The organism is Qipengyuania oceanensis, from assembly GCF_009827535.1.
GTDB classification, from domain to species: domain Bacteria; phylum Pseudomonadota; class Alphaproteobacteria; order Sphingomonadales; family Sphingomonadaceae; genus Qipengyuania_C; species Qipengyuania_C oceanensis.
Map to the genome: position 1 here is coordinate 1076272 of NZ_WTYN01000001.1, position 19579 is coordinate 1095850.

Annotated in this window: 22 protein-coding genes; 9 read left to right on the top strand and 13 right to left on the bottom strand. The window is 65.8% G+C overall.

Translation table 11 applies throughout. From position 1 onward, the window contains the following. Nucleotides 1-47 precede the first annotated feature (47 nt). Nucleotides 48-1313, bottom strand: coding sequence for a threonine ammonia-lyase (locus tag GRI48_RS05215; RefSeq protein WP_160672403.1), 1266 nt, complete (start codon nt 1311-1313; stop codon nt 48-50). Between the two features lie 109 nt (nt 1314-1422). Here GRI48_RS05215 and GRI48_RS05220 point away from each other — a divergent pair, with 109 nt between their 5' ends. The 3 genes from GRI48_RS05220 (at nt 1423) to GRI48_RS05230 (ending at nt 3865) form a co-directional block, all read left to right on the top strand. Next, a complete protein-coding gene (locus GRI48_RS05220; RefSeq protein ID WP_160675411.1) occupies nt 1423-3078 on the top strand; it encodes an amidohydrolase in 1656 nt (551 codons plus the stop codon). A gap of 181 nt (nt 3079-3259) precedes the next feature. Then, complete coding sequence (locus tag GRI48_RS05225; RefSeq protein ID WP_160672406.1) at nt 3260-3481, top strand: hypothetical protein; 222 nt, start codon at nt 3260-3262, stop codon at nt 3479-3481. 168 nt (nt 3482-3649) lie between these two features. Next, nucleotides 3650-3865: a hypothetical protein gene (locus GRI48_RS05230; protein WP_160672409.1), complete on the top strand. Its 216-nt coding sequence runs from the start codon at nt 3650-3652 to the stop codon at nt 3863-3865. A gap of 115 nt (nt 3866-3980) precedes the next feature. Here the strand turns inward: GRI48_RS05230 and tatC are convergent, their stop codons facing one another. The 9 genes from tatC to GRI48_RS05275 form a co-directional block, all read right to left on the bottom strand. Then, a complete protein-coding gene (gene tatC, locus GRI48_RS05235; protein WP_160672412.1) occupies nt 3981-4790 on the bottom strand; it encodes a twin-arginine translocase subunit TatC in 810 nt (269 codons plus the stop codon). Between the two features lie 3 nt (nt 4791-4793). Continuing rightward, entirely contained in the window at nt 4794-5222 is a 429-nt protein-coding gene (gene tatB / locus GRI48_RS05240; protein WP_160672415.1) for a Sec-independent protein translocase protein TatB, read from the bottom strand. Nucleotides 5223-5245: 23 nt separating this feature from the next. Then, nucleotides 5246-5497 carry a twin-arginine translocase TatA/TatE family subunit gene (tatA, locus tag GRI48_RS05245; RefSeq protein WP_160672418.1) on the bottom strand — a complete coding sequence of 84 codons (252 nt, stop codon included), beginning with the start codon at nt 5495-5497 and terminating at the stop codon, nt 5246-5248. 60 nt (nt 5498-5557) lie between these two features. Next, nucleotides 5558-6244 carry an SMC-Scp complex subunit ScpB gene (scpB, locus tag GRI48_RS05250; protein WP_160672421.1) on the bottom strand — a complete coding sequence of 229 codons (687 nt, stop codon included), beginning with the start codon at nt 6242-6244 and terminating at the stop codon, nt 5558-5560. Continuing rightward, the gene (locus GRI48_RS05255) at nt 6241-7062 is read right to left on the bottom strand and encodes a segregation and condensation protein A (RefSeq protein WP_160672424.1); all 822 of its coding nucleotides are present in this window, start codon (nt 7060-7062) and stop codon (nt 6241-6243) included. Before GRI48_RS05255 ends, scpB begins: the two co-directional genes overlap by 4 nt. After that, entirely contained in the window at nt 7059-8078 is a 1020-nt protein-coding gene (nagZ, locus tag GRI48_RS05260) for a beta-N-acetylhexosaminidase (protein WP_160675414.1), read from the bottom strand. Before nagZ ends, GRI48_RS05255 begins: the two co-directional genes overlap by 4 nt. Before the next feature lie 84 nt (nt 8079-8162). Continuing rightward, nucleotides 8163-8897: an SPOR domain-containing protein gene (locus GRI48_RS05265; protein ID WP_160672427.1), complete on the bottom strand. Its 735-nt coding sequence runs from the start codon at nt 8895-8897 to the stop codon at nt 8163-8165. Nucleotides 8898-8899: 2 nt separating this feature from the next. Next, the gene (gene argS / locus GRI48_RS05270; RefSeq protein WP_160672430.1) at nt 8900-10654 is read right to left on the bottom strand and encodes an arginine--tRNA ligase; all 1755 of its coding nucleotides are present in this window, start codon (nt 10652-10654) and stop codon (nt 8900-8902) included. Nucleotides 10655-10721: 67 nt separating this feature from the next. Continuing rightward, complete coding sequence (locus tag GRI48_RS05275; protein ID WP_160672433.1) at nt 10722-11372, bottom strand: hypothetical protein; 651 nt, start codon at nt 11370-11372, stop codon at nt 10722-10724. Nucleotides 11373-11446: 74 nt separating this feature from the next. Here GRI48_RS05275 and ispH point away from each other — a divergent pair, with 74 nt between their 5' ends. Genes ispH through rnhA form a run of 3 tightly spaced genes read left to right on the top strand, consistent with a single transcriptional unit; the run spans nt 11447 to nt 13852 of the window. Further along, nucleotides 11447-12421, top strand: coding sequence for a 4-hydroxy-3-methylbut-2-enyl diphosphate reductase (gene ispH, locus GRI48_RS05280; protein ID WP_160672436.1), 975 nt, complete (start codon nt 11447-11449; stop codon nt 12419-12421). A gap of 19 nt (nt 12422-12440) precedes the next feature. Continuing rightward, nucleotides 12441-13412 (top strand): homoserine kinase, encoded by a 972-nt coding sequence (gene thrB, locus GRI48_RS05285; RefSeq protein WP_160672439.1) that lies wholly within the window; start codon nt 12441-12443, stop codon nt 13410-13412. Continuing rightward, on the top strand, nt 13409-13852 hold the full coding sequence (gene rnhA, locus GRI48_RS05290; protein ID WP_160672442.1) for a ribonuclease HI: 444 nt from the start codon (nt 13409-13411) through the stop codon (nt 13850-13852). Before thrB ends, rnhA begins: the two co-directional genes overlap by 4 nt. On the opposite strand, the gene GRI48_RS05295 is transcribed toward rnhA, so the two are convergent. From GRI48_RS05295 to GRI48_RS05305, 3 genes are read right to left on the bottom strand one after another with little or no spacing between them, the layout of a single operon-like run. Further along, entirely contained in the window at nt 13853-14029 is a 177-nt protein-coding gene (locus GRI48_RS05295; protein WP_160672445.1) for a DUF1508 domain-containing protein, read from the bottom strand. A gap of 54 nt (nt 14030-14083) precedes the next feature. Beyond that, complete coding sequence (locus tag GRI48_RS05300; protein ID WP_160672448.1) at nt 14084-15193, bottom strand: FAD-dependent oxidoreductase; 1110 nt, start codon at nt 15191-15193, stop codon at nt 14084-14086. Continuing rightward, nucleotides 15190-16137: an alpha/beta fold hydrolase gene (locus tag GRI48_RS05305; protein WP_419956945.1), complete on the bottom strand. Its 948-nt coding sequence runs from the start codon at nt 16135-16137 to the stop codon at nt 15190-15192. Before GRI48_RS05305 ends, GRI48_RS05300 begins: the two co-directional genes overlap by 4 nt. A gap of 103 nt (nt 16138-16240) precedes the next feature. Here GRI48_RS05305 and GRI48_RS05310 point away from each other — a divergent pair, with 103 nt between their 5' ends. The 3 genes from GRI48_RS05310 (at nt 16241) to GRI48_RS05320 (ending at nt 19576) form a co-directional block, all read left to right on the top strand. Beyond that, entirely contained in the window at nt 16241-16732 is a 492-nt protein-coding gene (locus tag GRI48_RS05310; protein WP_160672451.1) for an A24 family peptidase, read from the top strand. An 85-nt stretch (nt 16733-16817) separates the two neighbouring features. Beyond that, the gene (gene cpaB, locus GRI48_RS05315) at nt 16818-17954 is read left to right on the top strand and encodes a Flp pilus assembly protein CpaB (RefSeq protein ID WP_160672453.1); all 1137 of its coding nucleotides are present in this window, start codon (nt 16818-16820) and stop codon (nt 17952-17954) included. A gap of 59 nt (nt 17955-18013) precedes the next feature. After that, nucleotides 18014-19576 (top strand): type II and III secretion system protein family protein, encoded by a 1563-nt coding sequence (locus GRI48_RS05320; RefSeq protein ID WP_160672456.1) that lies wholly within the window; start codon nt 18014-18016, stop codon nt 19574-19576. The last annotated feature ends 3 nt before the right edge of the window (nt 19577-19579 follow it).

Here is a 19579-nt window from a genome sequence, read left to right on the forward strand (position 1 = left end):
TGGTTAAACCTTTGTGAATTTGCACAATTCTCTTGGCAAATATCCGGTTAATTGAGCTCGACGAGACTCACTGCGTAGCCGCGCGCCTTGAGCGCCGCGATCAGCGAATCGAGTTGTTGCTTGTCGCGCGCCTCGCACTCGATGTCGGTGATGAGGCCCTTGGCCGGCAGGCTGGTGAAAATTCTTTGGTGATAGATCTCGATGATGTTGACGTTGTGATCGTCGAATTCCTTCATCACCTTGAACAGTGCGCCGGGCCGGTCCTGCAACGTGATCCTGAGGCGCGCGAGCCGGCCCTGGCGCGCCAGATCGCGCAGCAGCACGTTCGCGAGCAGCCGCGTGTCGATGTTGCCGCCGCACAGCACGAGGCCGATCGTCTTGCCGGCGAAGCGTTCGGGATTGGCCAGCACTGCCGCCAGCCCCGCCGCGCCCGCGCCTTCGACGACCGTCTTCTCGATCTGGAGCAGCAGCGATACCGCGCTCTCGAGCGAGTCTTCCTCGACCAGAAGGATTTCGTCGACCAGTTCGGCGATGACTTCTGAAGTAAACTCGCCGGGCGCCTTCACCGCTATCCCTTCGGCGAGCGTGTCACCACCGCAATCCATCGCGCGGCCGGCAATCTTCGCATACATCGAGGGGAACAGGGCGGCCTGCACGCCGACGATTTCGATCGCGGGGTTAAGCGCCTTGGCGACCGTGGCCATGCCCGAGATCAGACCGCCGCCGCCGATCGGCACGACAAGGCAGTCGAAATCGGGCTTGTCCTCGAGCATTTCGAGCGCGACCGTGCCCTGCCCCGCAGCGACGATCGGATCGTCGAAGGGATGGACGAACGTCAGCCCCATTTCCTGCTCCAGCTTGCGGGCGTGGGCATAGGCATCGTCGAAGGTTTCACCTTCGAGCACGACATTGCCGCCGACGCTTTCGGTCTGCATGACTTTCACCGTCGGGGTGGTGCGCGGCATCACGATCGTCACCGGCACGCCGAGGCGGGTGCCGTGATAGCTCAGCCCTTGCGAATGGTTGCCGGCCGAAGCGGCGATAACGCCCTTTGCGCGCTGCTCGTCGGTGAGGTTAAGCAGGGCATTGAGCGCGCCGCGTTCCTTGTAGGCGGCGGTGAACTGCAGGTTCTCGAACTTGAGCCAGATCTCCGCGCCCGCGATCGCGGACAGGGTCTGCGAATACATGAGCGGCGTTCTCACCACCGAATCGCCGATCCGCGCGGCAGCGGCACGCACGTCGTCAATCGTCAGGCTGGCCAGCGCGTCGGCGCTGTTTGCAGGCGTGCGGGGCTGGGCGGTGGACTGGGTCATTGCGGCGCATGACTAAGGGTCGGCGGCACGCATCGCAATCGCGAAAGCGTTTGCAAGCGCGATAGACTCGCTTAACCAGCCCGCAGTTTGGAAAGGACTTGCCTTGCTTCTGATACGGACCGCCCTCGCCCTCGGCCTCGCTGGTTTTGCCACGGCCGCGCACGCCGATGTGCTGATCGACAATGTTTCCGGGATCACCATCGGCGAGGATGGAGAGATCGATCGCTTCACCGGCCTGTGGATCGACGATGACGGCCGCATCAAGCAGGTCCTCGACAAGGGCGACAGGCGTCCAGCCAAGACCGACTTTCGCTACGACGGCGAAGGCCGCACCGTTATTCCCGGCATGATCGACGCCCATGCGCATGTCATGGGCCTGGGAATTGCCGAGCTGACGCTCGACCTGTCGAACACCCGCAGCCTCGATGACGCGCTGGCGGAAATCGCGCGTTTCGCGCGGGAGAATCCCTCGCGGCCCTGGATCCTCGGGCGCGGCTGGAACCAGGAGCAGTGGGGCCTCGGTCGTTTCCCGACCGCAGCCGAACTCGACCGGGCCGTGGCCGACCGGCCGGTCTATCTCGAGCGGGTCGACGGCCATGCAGGCTGGGCGAACAGCGAGGCGATCAAGCGCGCCGGCGTCACTGCCGCGACCAAGGATCCCGAGGGCGGCCGGATCGAACGTATCGCCGGCTCGAAAACGCCGTCCGGCGTATTCGTCGACCTGGCGAGCGAGCTGTTCATTCCGGTCATTCCGGCCCCGCGCCCGGCAGAGCGCGACCTCGCGCTGATGGAAGCGCAGGAGAAGCTGCTCTCCAACGGCATCACCGCAGTCGCCGACATGGGGACGACCATGGCCGACTGGCTCACCTTCCGCCGGGTCGCGGATCGCGGAAACCTGAAGGTCCGCATCATGTCCTACGCGAGCGATCCCGAGACGATGGAGATGATCGGCGGGGCGGGCGAGCGGCCGTGGCTCTATGGCGACCGGCTGCGCATGAACGGGCTCAAGATCTACCTCGACGGGGCCCTCGGTTCCCGCGGGGCATGGCTCAAGCGACCCTATGCCGACGACCCTGGCAACACCGGCCTACCGTTGATCGAGCCGACCCGGTTCCGCAACGTTCTGAGCCGTGCGGCTCTCGGCGGCTACCAGGTGGCAATCCACGCCATCGGGGACGCCGCCAACGGCGAGGCGCTTGCCGCCATGGCCGAACTGAAGGAAAGTTTCCCCGGCGATACGCGCTGGAGAATCGAGCACGCGCAGATCGTCGACCCGGCTGACCTTCCCGCCTTCGGAGCGAACGGCATCATTGCCTCGATGCAGCCGGTCCACCAAACGTCCGACCGCCTGATGGCCGAAAGCCGGCTCGACCCGGCCCGGCTCGAAGGGGCCTATGCGTGGCGCACGGTGCTCGACACCGGCGGCAAGCTGGCCTTCGGATCGGATGCGCCGGTCGAATCGCCCAATCCCTTTGCCGGACTGGCTGCGGCGATCTCGCGGACCGGGGCGGACGGCCAGCCCGAGGGCGGCTGGTATCCCCAGCAAGCGGTCTCGCGCAAGGAAGCGCTTGCCGGGTTCACGTCGGACGCAGCCTATGCCGGCTTTGCCGAGGGACGATTCGGCAAGCTGGTCGCGGGCGAGCGGGCCGATTTTGTCATCGTTGATCGCGATCCGCTTGCGGCTAATCCGCAGGACCTGCGTCAGACGCGGGTTATCCAGGTCTGGATGGATGGCGAACCTGTCTGGGGCTACACGGCGAAGTGACGGATTTGCGCGGTTAAAATGTCCGGCATTGTCGAATTTCTGCAATCATCGCGCGCCGTTACAAATTAATCATATCGTAACGATGGCGCTGCAATAGCGACTTCGTGTCGGTCGGCAGGGTCCGTCCGAGAAGCATGTTTACCGGCGATCCGATGTTTGCCGGACCAGGAGAAGACCAGAAATGTTCAGGAAAATTGCCTTCGCCGCTGCAGCTGCCTCGATGGTTGCCGCACCGCTTGCCGCCCAGGCGGCCCCGGTCGAAATCCAGCGCGAAGCCGCTCCGGTTTCGGAAGACAGCAAGCTTGCCGGCAACACGACGCTCTTCTTCGTGCTCGGCATCGCCGCCGTGGTTGCCGCGATCATTCTTCTTTCCGAAGATGACGAGGATCCGGTAAGCGCCTGAATTTAGGTGAGGCATTCTGGCAACGTTTCGGCGAGTATTCAAAAACTACGCTGATTTGGCCCATTTTTCGGACTTTGCGACCGTCAAAGGGGCTTGCCACGAAAGTTGACCTCCACTAGTAACCGACGACTAGATCAATCGCAGAGATCTCTAAAGGAGACGATGAAGATGAAGTTCCGTAACCTCGCAGCAGCTGCCGCTGCCGTATCGATGGCAACCGCTCCTGCTGTTGCTGCGCCTGTTTCGCGCGACGCTGCCCCGGCTGAAGCCGACAGCGAACTCGGCGGTTCGGGCGTCATCCTCGGCATTCTCGCCGCTGCTCTCGTCATTGCCGGCATCATCATTGCCGTCGACGGTGGCGACGACGATCCGATCAGCGCCTAAGCGCTTCGGACAACCGAACAAGAGAACGGGGCTTTGCGGCCCCGTTTTTTTGTGTCTTTTTTCCAGTCTCCGAGAGAGGCCAGCCGCGCACTTCGCCGGAGGGTGACCGGCCTCCTCAACCGGCTGGTTGCGAATCGTCCGCCAATTCCTTGTCGTCCTCGGCTTCCAAGGCCTTCCTTCTCTCGCCGAATCGCATGATGATCAGCGAGCCTTCGAAGAGCAACAGCAGCGGGACTGCCAGGATGAGCTGCGACCCCGGATCGGGCGGGGTGACGACTGCAGCGATAATCACGATACCGACGATCACGTAGCGACGCGCGCCGGCCAGTTGCTCGCGCGTCACGATGCCGGCGCGATTGAGCAACAGCAGCAGGACCGGCAAGAGGAAGCTGATTCCGAAAGCCAGAATGAACTGCATGACCAGGCCGAGGTAGTCGCCTGCCGTCGGCAAGGCCTGGATCTCCATTCCGCCCGCGGTTCCGCCGAAGCCGAGGAACCAGCGGAACGCGGTCGGCATGACCACGAAATAGGCCAGCGCCGCCCCCATCGTGAACAGCACGGGAGTAGCGATCAGGAACGGCAGGAAAGCCTTCTTCTCCTTGGCGTAGAGGCCCGGTGCCACGAAGGCCCAGAGCTGGTTCGCGATGACCGGGAAGCTGACAAAAAAGCCCGCGAAAAGGCCGACCTTCAACTCGACGAAGAACACTTCGTAGAGTTTGGTGAAGATCAGCTGGCCCTCGCCTTCAGGAAAAGCGTTCTTGAGCGGCTGGATCAGGAAACCCAGGATCGGATCGGCATAGTAGAAGCAGATCGCAAAGCCGACCACCAGTGCGGCTACGCACCGAACGAGCCGCGTGCGCAGTTCGATCAGATGGTCGAGCAGCGGGGCCTGCGTCTCGTCGATATCGCTTATCCTGAGCGGCACCGGTCAGCCCTCGCCTGCCGGTTTGCCTGCATCGACCGGTCGGTCGAACGGCAGGGACGGCTCGTCCGCCGAAGCGACGGCATTCTCTTCCGCAGGCTCGTCATCCGCGGCAGGCGGCATTCGCAAGGCATCGGGATCGGTGGTTCCCGGCGGCAGCGCCTCCATCATCGGCGCCGGCTCGGCAATGCCCTCGTCGGAGGGGTACTTGGCCATGATCCGCTCGTTCTGCTCTTTCCACTTGCGGTCCATCTCCTCGAGCTCCGCTTCGCGGATCATCGCGTCGAGGCCCGTGCGGAAATGGTTGGAGACGCGCCGAATCTTGCCGATCCAGCGTCCCGCGGTCCGCAGCGCGAGGGGCAGCTCCTTGGGACCGATCACGACGATCGCCACCACGACGATCACCAGCAATTCGGCGGCACCGATATCAAACATCGATCAGGCCCTCGGCGGACCGGTCAATTGGACCCGTCGGTCGTCTTCTCGGCCGGACGCGGATCTACCGCAGCCTGCGAGGCGGGCTTGGCCTCGTGCGAGGGGCCTTCAAGCCGCTGGCTCTCGCCCTTGGGGCGATCTTCCTCGGCCATGCCTTCCTTGAAGCTCTTGATGCCCTTGCCGAAGTCACCCATCATCTCGGAAATGCGGCCACGCCCGAACAGGACGAGGATCACGAGGGCGATTATGATTAGCTGCCAGGGGCCAAGGCTCATCGAAAGTCTCTCAATACATTGTGTGATCGCAATATAGGGGCTTGCCGGGGCAAGCGCCAGTCAGTCTTCACCGAGCTGATGGAAAGGCCGTCCCGGATCATCCGGATGCTCCGGCTCGAGCGGCTCGTCGTCGTCGAAGGCGTCGTCATCCTCGTCCTCGTGCTCGTCCGGGTTCTCGTCGACGCCGGTCAGCGCGTCATAGGCATCGTCGACCGGATCGAGCAGGCCGGCGGCACGCAATTCGTCGATCCCCGGGAGATCGCGACGCGATTCGAGGCCGAAATGCGCGAGGAAATCGGGGGTGGTCGCGTAAATGACGGGGCGGCCCGGCACTTCGCGCCGACCCGCGATCCTGACCCAGCCCGCCTCCATCAGCACGTCGAGCGTGCCCGCAGAAGTCTGCACGCCGCGGATCGATTCGATCTCCGCCCGGCTGACCGGCTCGTGATAGGCGATGATCGCGAGGACCTCGGTCGCCGCGCGGCTCAGCCGCCGGACCTGCTCGCGCTCGCGCCGCAAGAGATGCGCGAGATCGGGCGCGGTCTGGAAATGCCAGCGCTTGCCCCGTTCGACGAGCTCGATACCGCGCCCCGAATAGCGGTCGGCCAGGGCCTGCAGGGCATCGCGCACGGCGCGCGCATCCGCGTCGCCAAGGTGGCTTGCCAGCGCCTCGACGCTCATCGGTTCCTCGGCGGCGAACAGCGTCGCCTCGAGCGCCCGGGCCAGTTCGTCCTGCGGTTCGATCATCGGGCGATCCGTCGAAGCTTCATGGTGCCGAAGATCTCTTCCTGCGCGATCTCCGCCTTGCCCATGCGGGCGAGCTCGAGCGCGGCGACGAAGCTGGAAGCCAGCGCGGACTTGCGCAAGCGACGGTCGGCGTGCGGCGGAAGGAAGTCTTCCAGCGTAATCCAGTCGAGCGTCACGCCGAGCATCGCGGACACTCTTTCGAGCGCGCTTTCGAGCGTCATCACCGGGCGCTCGCGCACCATGTGTGTCGCGGGCGCAGTGCGCGCCTTGACCTGCCCGTACGCCTGGACGAGCGCGAACCAGTCGCAGGTCCACTGCGTCTTGCGGTCGATCCGCAGACCCTCCGGAGCGCCGCGCAGGAAAGCATCGCGCCCAATACGGTCGCGCGCCATCAGCCGGGCGCCCGCCTCGCGCATCGCACCGAGGCGCTGGAGCCGCAGCTGCAGCCGCAATGCCAGCTCCTCGGGGCTCGGATCCTCCTGCTCTTCTTTGGGCAGCAGCATCGCCGATTTGAGATATGCAAGCCAGGCGGCCATCACGAGATAGTCCGCCGCGACTTCGAGTTTGAGCGCTTCGGCCCGCTCGATGTAGCTCAGGTACTGGTCGACCAGCGAGAGGATCGAGATCTGGCGCAGGTCGACCTTCTGCCGCCGGGCCAAGTCGAGCAGCAGGTCGAGTGGCCCTTCCCATCCATCGAGTTCGAGATAGAGCGCGTCGTCGGCGTTTGCAGCGGCAGCGCCGACCCCGACCCAGCCCTCCTCGCGTTCGGCTGCGTCCGTATCGACCGCCTCGCCGAAGAGGAGGCCGTCGTCGGTCAAGCCTGTGCCCCGGCAAGCGCCAGCAACGCGTCGCGCCTGGCCAGCAGCTCGGCACGATCGGCTCCGTCGCAATCGAACATGCAGGCATCCATCGCCCGCGCCAGCCGGTCGCGGCTGACGTCGCGCATCGCCGGCGCGACCTTCGCGATGCCGATCATCTCGTCCATCTTCGCCCAGCAGTTGAGCACGAGGTCGCAGCCAGCTGCCAGCGCGCGCTCGGACCGTTCGGGGATCGTCCCGGACAGGGCCTGCATGTCGATGTCGTCGGTGAGCAGCAACCCGTCGAAGCCGATCTTCTTGCGGATGACCTGATTGATCACGAAGGGAGAAAGCGTTGCCGGATTCTCCTTGTCCCAGACCGTGAACAGCAAGTGTCCGGTCATCCCGATCGGCGCGTCGTGCAGGGCACGAAACGGAGCGAGATCGATCTCGAGTTCTTCCTCGCTCGCCGTAACGATCGGCATTTCCTTGTGCGTGTCGGTGTTCGAACGTCCGTGACCGGGCATGTGCTTGATGCAACCGGCCACTCCGGAACGGGCGAGACCGTCGAGAATCGCCCTGCCCAGCGCGGCGACCTGGAGAGGATCGCTACCCAGTGCGCGGTCGCCGATCACGTCGTGCGCGCCGGGCTGGCGCACATCGAGCGGAGGGTGACAATCGACCGTGATGCCCATGGCCGCCAGTTCGCGGCCCAGTGCCTCGGCATTGGCGCGCGCCGCCTCGATCGCGCTGGCGGGCGCCGTGCGATAAAGCCGGTCGAAAGCCTCTCCGCTAGGGTAATCTGTCCATTCGGGAGCGCGCAGCCGCGCGACCCGACCGCCTTCCTGGTCGATGCAGATGAACAGCCGGTCCCGCCCGTGCAGTTCGCGCAGGGAATCGGTCAGCGCCCGCAATTGTGCGGGGTCGATACAATTGCGACCGAACAGGATGTAACCTGCCGGATCGGCATCGGCGAAGAATGCGCGCTCGTCGGCCGTCAGTTCGGCCCCGGCCATTCCGAAGATCGCAGGCGTCATGGCGGGAAGATTCGCAGCAATACGCATGCCGCGCAAGCGATCGTCCGGTCGGCAGTGTGGAAAATGGCGCCCGCCGGCCTCGCTTCAGCGCTTTACCTGGCAGGCGACACCGTCCTGCTTGAGCCCGGCGCACAACGCCCGGGCGCTTTCCAGGCTGCCCGCGACCGCCTGCAGGCGGAATACAGTGCCGATATCGGCCTGTCCTTCGACGATCCGGTGCGAGACGCCGTTGAGCTTCTCGGTCTGGCGCATGAGCGTCTGCCAACCGCGCTCCGCATCGGACCTGCTGGCATAGGCACCGACCTGGACTGAAGGCCCTGCGGCCGGTGGCGCGGTTTCGGGGCTTTTCTCGGGCTCTGACGACGGCGACGGCGAGGCCCCGACGGCGGGAGAGGCTGCGGGTGCCGGCTTGGGCTGCGTGCGCGCGATCCTGCCTTCGCGCCGCTGGCCCTCGCCAACGGCGAAGCTGGTATCGCCCGTCCCTTCGAAAACCTTGCCGCCTTCCTCGCTCGGACGGACCTTGTACGGGCCCTGCGGCGCCGCGATCGTGGTGCCGACGGGCTGCAGATCGCCCGAAACCTTGGCCTTCGACAGATACCACCAGATGCCCGCCGCGGCAGCCAGCACGATGAGCAGAAGCAATCCGAAACCGGCCAGCCGCCCGAAATCGAGCCCGCGTTCGGGCTCGTCGTAATCGCTCGCCTCGAGCCAGGGCAACCGGTCGTCGTCGGGATCGGTCAAGACGAGCTGTTCGGAGGCGAACGGAGTGGTGCGACCGAAGCCGTCGTCGTCCTGTTCGTAACCGACCGGCCCGGCCATTTTTACATCTCCTCGACCGCCTCGACGCCCAGCACGTCGAGACCGTTGCTGATTACCTGCCCGATTTGCTGCGCGAGGAAAAGCCGTGCGCCGGTCAGTTCGGGATCTTCGGGCCGGATGATCCGCAGTTCCGGACGGTCGTTGCCCATGTTCCAGAAAGCGTGGAACTCGGCGGCAAGGTCGTAGAGGTAGAAAGCGATCCGGTGCGGCTCGCGCGCCTGCGCGGCGGCCTCGAGAAGGCGCGGGAACTGTGCCGCCTGCTTGACCAGCGTCAGTTCTTCCTCGCCCAGCCGGTCGAGCGCCGCATCGGACGGCTCCAGCCCCTCGGCCGCTCCCTTGCGCAGGGTCGAGCGGATACGCGCATGGGCGTACTGGACGTAGAAGACCGGGTTGTCCTTGGAAGCTTCGACCACTTTGGCGAAATCGAATTCCATCTGCGCTTCGGGCTTGCGGGTCAGCATGGTGAAGCGCACCACGTCCTTGCCGACTTCCTGCACGACATCGGCGAGCGTGACGAAAGTGCCCGAACGCTTGGACATCTTGACCGGCTCGCCATCGCGCAGCAGCTGGACCATCTGGACGAGCTTGACGTCGAAGGGGATCGGTTTGCCCTGCCCTTCGGATAGCGCGGCGACGGCAGCCTTGATCCGCTTGACGGTGCCGGCGTGATCCGCGCCCCAGATGTCGATCAGCTCGTCGGCATCCTCGGCCTTCTGCATATGATAGGCGAGATCGGCGCCGAAATAGGTCCACTTGCCGTCCGACTTGCGGATTGGCCGGTCCTGGTCGTCACCGAAGCGGGTGGACCGGAAGAGCGGCAGCTGGACCGGTTCCCAGTCGTCGACCACCTTGCCCTTGGGCTGTTCAAGCACGCCGTCGAACACCAGATCGTGTCCGCGCAGCCATTCTTCCGCCTGCGCCGGCTTCCCGGCCGCTTGCAACGCGGCTTCGGACGCGAATTCATCGTGTTCGATACCGAGCAGCGCGAGGTCCGACTTGATGAGGCCCATCATCTGCTCGACCGCTTCGGCGCGGAAGATCGGCAGCCATTCCGCTTCGGGCGCGTCCCTGTAGCGATCGCCCAGTTCCTCCGCGAGATACTCGCCGACCGGCACCAGGTAGTCGCCCGGGTAGAGGCCCTCGGGGATTTCGCCGATATCCTCGCCCAGCGCCTCGCGATACCGCAGGTGCGCCGAACGGGCGAGCACGTCGACCTGGCCGCCCGCGTCGTTCACGTAATACTCGCGGGTAACCGGATGGCCTGCCCATTCGAGCAGCCGCGCCAGCGCGTCCCCGACCACCGCGCCGCGGCAATGGCCCATGTGCATCGGCCCGGTCGGATTGGCGGAGACGTATTCGACATTCACCCGCACGCCTTCGCCGCGGGTCGACTTGCCGTAGGCCTTGCCGAGCGCGGCGATGCTGCGCAGCTCGTCGCGCCAGCTGTCGGATGAGATGCGCAGGTTGATGAAACCGGGTCCGGCGATGCTCGCCTCCTCGACCGAGGGGTCGGCGGCCAGCTTTTCCACGATCCTGCCCGCCAGGTCACGCGGATTGGTCGCGGCCGGTTTCGCGAGCACCATAGCGGCATTGGTCGCAAGGTCGCCATGGCTGGCGTCGCGCGGCGGCTCGACCGTCACGTTGCCGCGCGGCGCGCCCGCAGGCAGGGTGCCTTCCGCCTCGAGGGCGGAAAGGACGGCGTCGATCTTCGCCGCAAAGGCGGCGTGCAGGGTCTTGGTTTCGCTCACTTCGGACATGGCGCGCGCCTAGCCTGTTGCGCGGCGCAGCGCAAAGGGGTTGCGTCCTGTGCCGGCGAGTGCCGGATCAGCGGGTGGCGTTGTAGGCCAGCTGCGGCTCGGTCAGCTGGAAACCGACGAGCAGTTCGAAGGTCGCGCGGTTGAGCGCCGCCTTGACTTCGGGATCGGTCAGCGGGTCGAGCGCGGCATCGGGATCGCCCGGGCGGCGGCGGCGGGTGATCTTCTCGCGAATTTCTTCAGGAAGGGTCGCTTCGGCCCGGTCGATGAAGGCACCGGCCTGGCCGCTCGCACGCGCGCGCTCCTGCCCGTCCGCGAAATCGAGGACGACCGTGCCGATACGCTTGGTCACGACCTGCGAGTTGCCGCGCACGACCGTGCTGAAATAGGGCATCTCGACACGGCGGCTGCCGCGCACGTCGGTGCGCCGCGCCAGCACGTCGAAGGTGGCGTTCGCATAGACCTTCGCGCCGGTATCGTCGCAGGTGCTGCGCAGATTCGTGATGTTCGCGACCACGTCGATGTCGGATGCGGCGCGCGAAGCGGGCGTGCGGAACAAGGTGACGTTGCCGGTGTAGTCGGGAATTCCGACCGCCGGGCAGGCCGTGCGCACGGCGGTGATGCCGACGCCATCCTGGATGACCAGTTCGCCCTCGCGAGAGCATCCGGCGAGCGCGGCAGCGATTGCGAGACCGGAAAAGAGGCGAACGGACACTTTCATCGTGGGTCGATCCTTTGTGTTTTTGCTGCGGCTCGCCCTAGCGGCACGCGCGGCAAAGCGCTAGTGGGCGGCGTATGAATGCCGGATTGCAATCCCCGCCGGCGGTCGAAAACCGCCCAGTTCTCACCCTGCTGATCGCAGCTCCCCGGGGCTTTTGCGCCGGTGTCGACCGGGCGATCGAGATCGTCGAGCGCGCGCTCGAGCGCTATGGCGCGCCGGTCTATGTCCGGCACGAGATCGTCCACAACCGGTTCGTGGTCGAAGGGCTCGAAGCCAAGGGTGCGATCTTCGTCGAGGAGCTATACGAAGTTCCGGACGGTGCCCCGGTGGTCTTCAGCGCGCACGGCGTGCCCAAGTCGGTCCCGGCCGAGGCCGAGCGGCGCGAACTCTACTATCTCGACGCGACCTGTCCGCTGGTCAGCAAGGTCCACCGGCAGGCCGAACGCCAGCTGGAAAAAGGCCGCCATATCGTTTTTGTCGGCCATGCGGGCCATCCCGAAGTCGTCGGCACGATGGGGCAGGTGCCCGACGGCACCATGACGCTGGTCGAGACGGTCGACGATGTCGCCGCACTGCCGTTCGAATCCGATACCCCGCTCGCCTTCCTCACGCAGACGACGCTGTCGGTTGACGATACCGCCGACATCGTCGCGGCACTGCAGGCACGCTATCCCGATATCGAAGGCCCCAAGGGCGAGGACATCTGCTACGCGACCAGCAACCGGCAGACGGCGGTCAAGCAGATCGCCCCGGCAAGCGACCTGGTCCTGGTGATCGGCGCGCCGAACAGCTCCAACTCGGTCCGTCTCGTCGAAGTCGCCGAACGCTGCGGAACGAACGCCAGGCTGATCCAGCGCGCGAGCGACATCCAGCCGGAATGGCTCGAAGGAATCGGCACGATCGGCTTGACCGCCGGGGCTTCCGCGCCCGAAGTGCTGGTCCGCGAAGTGGTCGACCGGCTCGCCGAGTTCCGCACGATCGAGGAACGCACGATCGAAAGCGCGGTAGAGAAAATGGTCTTCAAGCTGCCCCGCCAGCTCGCCGACTGACTGCACCCGGGGAAGCCTCGTGGCCGTCTACACACACCTGTCCGCCGAGGATCTGGCCGAGCTGATCGCACAATACGATGTCGGCCGGCTGGTTTCGGCCAAGGGCATTGCCGAGGGCGTGTCCAACAGCAACTGGCTGGTCGAGACGACCGGCAGCGCGAGCGCAGGCACGCGGTTCATCCTGACGATGTACGAGCGCCGGATCGAGATCGAGGACTTGCCCTTCTTCCTCGCGCTGCTGGATTTCCTTTCGGCACACGACTGCCCGGTCCCGCGAACCATCCATGACCGGCAAGGCTCCGCCTTCCGCACGATCGACGGCAAGGCCGTGGCGCTGATCGAGTTCCTGCCCGGCGTGTCGGTCGATCACCCTACGGCTGCGCAGGCACGCGCGGTCGGGGTCGCACTGGCACGCGTTCATGTCGCGGCGCGGGACTTCGACGGAGCTCGCACCAACACGCTCGGTATTGCGGAAAGCCGCCGGGTTCTGGAGGCTTGCGGCGAGGTGGCTCTTGCCGCCATCGATCCGCGATTGCCCGCTGCCCTTGCACTCGCCGCTGACGTCGAGGCGCAGTGGCCTGGCGACTTGCCCGCCTCGGTGATCCATTCGGACCTGTTTCCCGACAACGTGCTGATGCTGGGTGCGGATGTCTCGGCGCTGATCGACTTCTATTTCGCCTGCACCGACGCCATGGCCTATGACCTCGCGGTTACGCACGCGGCGTGGAGTTTCGACAAGGCCGGCGAGACGTTCTCGGAAGATGTCGGCACGGCGCTGGTCGAGGGGTACGAGAGCATCCGGACCCTGTCAGCGCGCGAGCGCGCCTGCCTGCCGATCCTGGCGCAGGGAGCCTGCCTGCGCTTCGTCGCGAGCCGGGCCGAGGACTGGATCGGAACGCCGGCCGATGCGCTGGTCACGCGCAAGGACCCGATGGCGTTCCTGCGCCGGCTCGATTTCTATCGTGCGCAAGGGACAGCGGCCTTCGCATGAAACGAGTAGAGATTTTCACCGACGGCGCTTGCAAGGGAAATCCCGGCCCCGGCGGCTGGGGCGCGATCCTGCGCATGGGCGCGCACGAGAAGGAATTGTCCGGCAGCGAGCGCGAGACGACCAACAACCGCATGGAAATGACCGCGGTGATCGAAGCGCTGCGAGCCCTGCGGCACCCGTGCGAGATCGCGCTCCACACTGACAGCAAATACGTGATCGACGGGATCACCAAATGGATTCACGGCTGGCAGAAGCGGGGCTGGAAAACAGCCGGCAGGAAGCCCGTGCTCAACCAGGACCTCTGGGAGGCGATGGTCGAGGCGAGCGGGTCGCACCGGATCTCGTGGCACTGGATCAAGGGCCACAGCGGCCATCCCGAGAACGAGCGGGCCGACCGGCTTGCGAGCGACGAGGCGGACAAAATCGCCCGCGTCGGTTGATCAGCTCTCGTCTACGGTGTCCGCGCCGGGGCCGTTCTTCTTGATCGATTCGATCGCGTTCCGGGCGCTGGCCTTGGACGAATAGCCTTCGGTCCAGAACATCGTTTCGGAATTGTACATGAAGTAGGCGACGTACTCGCCCTTCTTGTTCTTCTTGATCTTGAAGTGATGAGCCACCTGCTTCTCCCTCGCGTTGCAGAGGGGGCAGTCTATCAAATGACGGGCGTTTGGCTAGGCCACCCGGTCCGGGGTGTAGAGCGCCGCATCGAGGCCGCTCGTCAATTCGTCGCGATCGGTCCCGAGGATCAGTTGCGAGGCGAGGCGGGCAGCAGCCGGCGCGGTCTGGATGCCATAGCCGCCCTGGCCTGCGAACCAGAAGAACCGCGGATTGGCCGGATCGAAGCCGTAAACCGGCAGGCGGTCGGGGGCGAAGCTCCTGAGCCCCGCCCATTTGTGCTCGACCGCCCTCACCTGCCAGTCGACGACTTTTTCGAAGCGGTCGATCGCCATGGCGACGTCGATTTCCTCGGCCGCCGCATCGACGGCGGGTGTCGGCGTCTCGTCGTGCGGACTGAGCCAGACGCTGCCACCCTCGGGCTTGAAATAGAACCGCCCGGAAATGTCGAGGCACAACGGAAGATCGCCGGGCGCGGCGGGATCGACGCGCAGCTGCGCCACCGTGCGGCGGTAGGGCTGGATGCCGAGCGGCTTGACGCCCGCCATCGTGGCGACCGGATCCGCCCAGGCGCCCGCCGCATCGACGAGGATGCTGGCGCCGAGCTCGGCCCCGCTCTCCAGCTTCAGCTCCCACCCGTCCGGTGTGCTGCGCGCTTCGGCGAGGCGCGCGCGCGTCACGAGGTCGACCCCGGCCTTGCGCGCCATTGCGAGGTAATGCTGGTGCAGGCCCGCCACGTCGATATCGGCGCAGGCCGGTTCCCACACGGCGCCGGTCCATTCGGGCCTCACGCCGGGGATATGCTCTGCCAGGGCCGCACGTCCCAGCCGGTGGATTGTCGCCCCGGTGTCGGCAAAGCCGTCCATGAAGGCATCGAGCGCGGCCCGGTCTTCCTCGCGCCCGAGGTAGAGCGCGCCGCGCTGCGTGAGAAAACCGTGTTCGCGCAAGTAGATACCCGATGCCAGGGTCAGCGGGACGAGCTCCGGCCCGCCGTAGCATTCCTCCCAGAAAGCAGCCGATCGCCCGGTGGAATGATACCCGGGCCGCTCCTCGGCCTCGAGCACGACGACCGATGTGGCTCCGGCGCTTGCACGCCCGATTTCGGCGGCAAGGCTCGCGCCGGCCATCCCCGCCCCGACGATCGCTATATCGTAAACTTGCTTCACCGTGCGGGCGCGACCTGGGCCAGGAAGTTGGCGACCGCATCCATCGCACGATCACGCACCGCGTCGACTTCGCGCAGGATCTCGTGATGCGCTTCCTCGCCGAACTCGACCAATTCGCCATGCGGCAAGCGGCGGGCAGCTTCGCGTATGGCCTTGATGTCGACCAGCTGATCGTTCGAAGTGGCGAGCAGCAGGACCGGGACTTTCACCCCTTCCAGGACTCCCGGCTCGAACAGGCCGCGCATCGAGGCGTAGGCACGCTCGACCCAGCCCCAGCTGCCCGGGCCCATGACGAGGTCCGGGCGATGCTCGCGCCACCAGGCCTCGTCCTCGTAACGATCCTGGTCATGCGTGAGCAGATTGGCCCGCGATGCCGGCATTTCGCCCGGCTTCTCGCTCCATTTCCAGGCCGGCCGGCGCGGATCGCCGATCCGTGCCATGCCCTTGGCGACGAGATGCATCAGCGCGACCGGCAGGTGCTGGTTGGTGAAGCCGAGCATGGGCGCAGACAGCACCATGGCATCGGGATCGACGCGGCGCTCGGCCGCGGCGCGAAGGACGAGGTGCCCTCCCATCGAATGGCCTGCGAGAACATGGGGCCCCGGCGTTTCGGCCTTCCACCTCTCCCAGAGAAACGCGAGGTCGTCGATCCAGCGCGAGAAATCCGAGATGTGGCCCGTCACCGCGTCCGCGCCGAGCCGCCCCGAAGCCCCTTGGCCGCGCCAGTCAGATGACGTAACCCGCCAGCCGTCGCGGTGCCATTCCTCGAGCGTTTCGAGGTACTTCTCGTAGTGATCCCCCCGTCCCTGCAGGAACAGGATCGAGCCGCGTCGCTCTTCGCCGGCGCCCGGCCAGTCGATCCGCCGGATCGAATGACCGTCTGCGGCCTGCCAATGTGCCTCGCGCGCCATGGCCGGAATGCGGCGCCGATCGATGGGCTGCACCGGGGTTTCGTCTGCTTGGCTAATACCATCCTCCTGCGGGTGGTTACTTTTTGGTAAGCACTATTCTGTAGCCATGCCTCCCAAGGGGAATTCGGGGGGTTTCATGCAGGGCGGTGTTTTCCACTACGGACTGCTGGTGTTGTTGGCAATCGCGCTGCTTTACGCGGCCGCGACCGACATTCGCCGTCGCCAGATCGACAACTGGCTGACCGCAGGGATCGCCCTCACCGCACCCCTCTTCTGGTGGGCCAGCGGATTGTCGCTGTGGCCGGGAGTGGCGATCCAGCTGGGCGTGGCAACGGGCGTGTTCGCGCTTCTCGCCGGGCTGTTCGCGCTGCGCATGATGGGTGGCGGCGACGTCAAGCTGCTCACCGCGCTGGCGCTGTGGATCGTGCCGGCGGATTTTCTCAAGCTCGTGATCGTGATGGCCATCTTCGGCGGCGTGCTGACGGTGATCGTCGGCGGCTGGCACGTCATCCGCCGCGAGCGCGACCGGATCGCAATTCCATACGGCGTCGCCATCGCAATCGGCGGCCTGTGGGTGCTGGGAACCCAGTACCTGCCGCAAGCCGGTCAACAAATGGGAATGGGCTGACAACCCGATCTTAACCAATTCGGGCCTAGTTCCGAAAACTATGATCGCCCGGAACAGGCCGGGTCAATGAGGGGGCTTTAGAGCCATGGACAGGAAGAAGCTGGTTCTGCTGCTGGGCGCGCTGATCGTTGCGATCGGCACGGCTTTGGTAGCGCGCAACATGTTCGCAGGTGCCTCGGCTCCGCAGGCGGAAGCCGCAGCGGTACCCGCAGGTCCCAAGGTCCTCGTCGCGCAGCGCACGCTGCCGACCGGCACGATCATCACCGCCGACGCACTGGGTTTCCAGCCGTGGCCCAAGGATCTCGTGCAGGATGCCTACTTCATCGACGGCGAGGCCGACATGACCAAGCTGCTCGGCACCGTGGTACGTCACCCGGTCACGGCCGGCGAACCTGTCACCCAGGGCTCGCTCGTCGCGCCTGGCGATCGTGGCTTCCTTGCTGCGGCGCTCGGCCCCGGCATGCGGGCAGTAACCATTCCCGTTTCCGCTAAGGCCGGTGTTGCCGGCTTCGTCTTCCCGGGCGACCGGGTCGACCTGCTGCTTTCGCAGACGGTCAAGGGCGACGGCCCGGCGCTGAAAACGACCGAGACGATCCTGCGCAACCTCCGCATTCTCGCGACCGACCAGCGCACGTCGCAGGAAACCGTCGATGGCAAGACCCGCGTTCGCAAGTTCCGCACCGTTACCGTCGAAGCGACGCCCAAGATCGCCGAAAAGATCGCAGTCGCCCAGACGCTCGGCCGCCTGACGCTGACCCTGCGCTCGATCGCAGACAGCCAGGGCGAACTCGAACGCGCGCTCGCCAACGGCGATGTCACCGTTCCCGAGGGCGCGACACCCGAAGAAGAGGAAGCGATCCTGCGCGAAGCGATGAGCCGCCCGGACGATGGCTCCTCCACCTTCGTCACCGGTGGCGACGTCTCGCGCTTCCAGCGTGCTTCGGTTCCGCCGCGCACCAGCGGTGGCGGCAATGGCGGCGGCGGTTCGTCGAACGACGGCGGCGCGCAGATCGCGCAGGCCTTCTTCGGTGGCCCGGCCAAGGCCCCGTCCGGCCCGGTCGTCCGCGTCACTCGCGGCAAGAGCACCAGCTCGGTCAAGATCGGCGCCAACGGTTCGGCCAATCCGGAAGAAGCGGCTCAGGCATCGATGTTCGAGCAGATGATGGAAGCCGCCGTGAAGGCCCAGGGCATGGCTGCCCAGTCCGACGCGAACGAAGAATAAGAGAAAGACGCGACATGACGATCGCTTTCAACAGGGAATCCAACGTGAGGGGCACAACCATGAAACGCCGTCTTACTTCCAAGCTGCTGCTTGCCAGCCTGGCGCTCGCGCCGCTGGCAGGACTGCCGACCACCACCGCGACCGCCCAGTCGGTCGTCCGCCCGGCGCAGGACATCGTCCTCTCGATCGGTCGCGGCGAACTGGTCACCGTTCCGGGATCGATGACCGACGTGTTCATCGCCAACGACAAGATTGCCGACGTCCAGGTGAAGTCGCGCAACCAGCTGTATGTGTTCGGCAAGTCGGGCGGTGTCACCACCGTCTATGCCAGCAACGCGGCGGGCGACGTGATCTGGGCGGCAAACATCCGCGTCGGGTCGAACATCGACAGCATCGACCAGATGCTCGCTCTCGCGATGCCTGAGGCGAAGGTTAATGTCGCTACAATGGGGACCAACACGGTCCTGCTGACCGGCACGGTCGCAGCGCCGGAAGACGCTGCCGAGGCCGAGCGGCTGGTCCAGGCGTTCACCGGCGAAGGCATGAACGTCATCAGCCGTCTCAAGATGGCGACGCCGCTGCAGGTCAATCTGCAGGTGAAGTTCGCCGAAGTCAGCCGCACGCTGGTCCGCGCCCTTGGTGCGAACCTCGCCACGGTCGACACGACCGGCGGCTTCAAGTTCGGGATCACCAACGGTCGTGCGGCTATTCCGCAGTATACGCCGGGCAGCCCCGGTGGCCTCGGCGTGGGCTTCAGCTCCGCACCGAGCGGTGCCAGCCGTGTCGCCGGCAACGGCCAGGGTTCCACCCTCGGCCTGTTCGGAAGCCTCCTCGGCCTCGACATCGCCAGCGCCTTCGATCTTGCGGAAACGCAGGGCCTCGTCTCGACGCTGTCGCAGCCGAACCTGACCGCGCTGTCGGGCGAAACCGCAGACTTCCTTGCGGGGGGCGAATTCCCGATCCCGCAGAGCGGCGGTCTGGGGACCACCACCGTCCAGTACAAGAAGTACGGTGTCAGCCTGTCCTACACGCCGACCGTGCTGGCCAATGGCCGCATCTCGATGCGCGTGCGGCCCGAAGTATCGGAGCTGACCAGCCAGGGCGCGGTGCAGGTCGATGGGTTCACCATTCCTGCGCTCACCGTTCGCCGTGCGGAAACGACGATCGAGCTCGGCTCCGGCCAGAGCTTCATGATCGCTGGTCTGCTGTCGAACGCCTCGAACAACGCGATTGAGAAGGCACCGGGCCTGGGCGACATCCCGATCCTCGGCAATCTGTTCCGCTCGACCGAGTTCCGCAAGGGCGAAACCGAGCTGGTGATCGTGGTCACGCCGTACCTGGTCACGCCGGCAGATGCGAACGACATCCGCCTGCCGACCGATGGCTACCGCGCACCCAACGTGGCGCAGCAGGTGCTGGGTTACTTCGACAACGACGGCGTCAGCGGCGGAGGCCGACCGGTCCCCACCGCGCGCGACAACGGCGGGGCGGCTCCGGCCATCTCCTATGCGCCGCCGAGCGGCGTGCCCGGCGAAAATCGCCCGGCGCAGGCCGCAGCCGACGTCAAGACCCGTCCCGAGCAGGCTGGCGATGCTGCCAAGCCCGGCTTCAGCCTGAACTGAGAA

Coding starts and splice junctions, on each gene's coding strand:
- ispH (WP_160672436.1), top strand. CDS start 11,447: ATGAATGCCGGATTGCAATCCCCGCCGGCGGTCGAAAACCGCCCAGTT.
- GRI48_RS05320 (WP_160672456.1), top strand. CDS start 18,014: ATGAAACGCCGTCTTACTTCCAAGCTGCTGCTTGCCAGCCTGGCGCTC.
- nagZ (WP_160675414.1), bottom strand. CDS start 8,078: ATGACGCCTGCGATCTTCGGAATGGCCGGGGCCGAACTGACGGCCGAC.
- tatA (WP_160672418.1), bottom strand. CDS start 5,497: ATGAGCCTTGGCCCCTGGCAGCTAATCATAATCGCCCTCGTGATCCTC.
- GRI48_RS05275 (WP_160672433.1), bottom strand. CDS start 11,372: ATGAAAGTGTCCGTTCGCCTCTTTTCCGGTCTCGCAATCGCTGCCGCG.
- scpB (WP_160672421.1), bottom strand. CDS start 6,244: ATGATCGAACCGCAGGACGAACTGGCCCGGGCGCTCGAGGCGACGCTG.
- argS (WP_160672430.1), bottom strand. CDS start 10,654: ATGTCCGAAGTGAGCGAAACCAAGACCCTGCACGCCGCCTTTGCGGCG.
- rnhA (WP_160672442.1), top strand. CDS start 13,409: ATGAAACGAGTAGAGATTTTCACCGACGGCGCTTGCAAGGGAAATCCC.
- GRI48_RS05225 (WP_160672406.1), top strand. CDS start 3,260: ATGTTCAGGAAAATTGCCTTCGCCGCTGCAGCTGCCTCGATGGTTGCC.
- GRI48_RS05230 (WP_160672409.1), top strand. CDS start 3,650: ATGAAGTTCCGTAACCTCGCAGCAGCTGCCGCTGCCGTATCGATGGCA.
- cpaB (WP_160672453.1), top strand. CDS start 16,818: ATGGACAGGAAGAAGCTGGTTCTGCTGCTGGGCGCGCTGATCGTTGCG.
- tatB (WP_160672415.1), bottom strand. CDS start 5,222: ATGTTTGATATCGGTGCCGCCGAATTGCTGGTGATCGTCGTGGTGGCG.
- GRI48_RS05215 (WP_160672403.1), bottom strand. CDS start 1,313: ATGACCCAGTCCACCGCCCAGCCCCGCACGCCTGCAAACAGCGCCGAC.
- GRI48_RS05310 (WP_160672451.1), top strand. CDS start 16,241: ATGCAGGGCGGTGTTTTCCACTACGGACTGCTGGTGTTGTTGGCAATC.
- GRI48_RS05265 (WP_160672427.1), bottom strand. CDS start 8,897: ATGGCCGGGCCGGTCGGTTACGAACAGGACGACGACGGCTTCGGTCGC.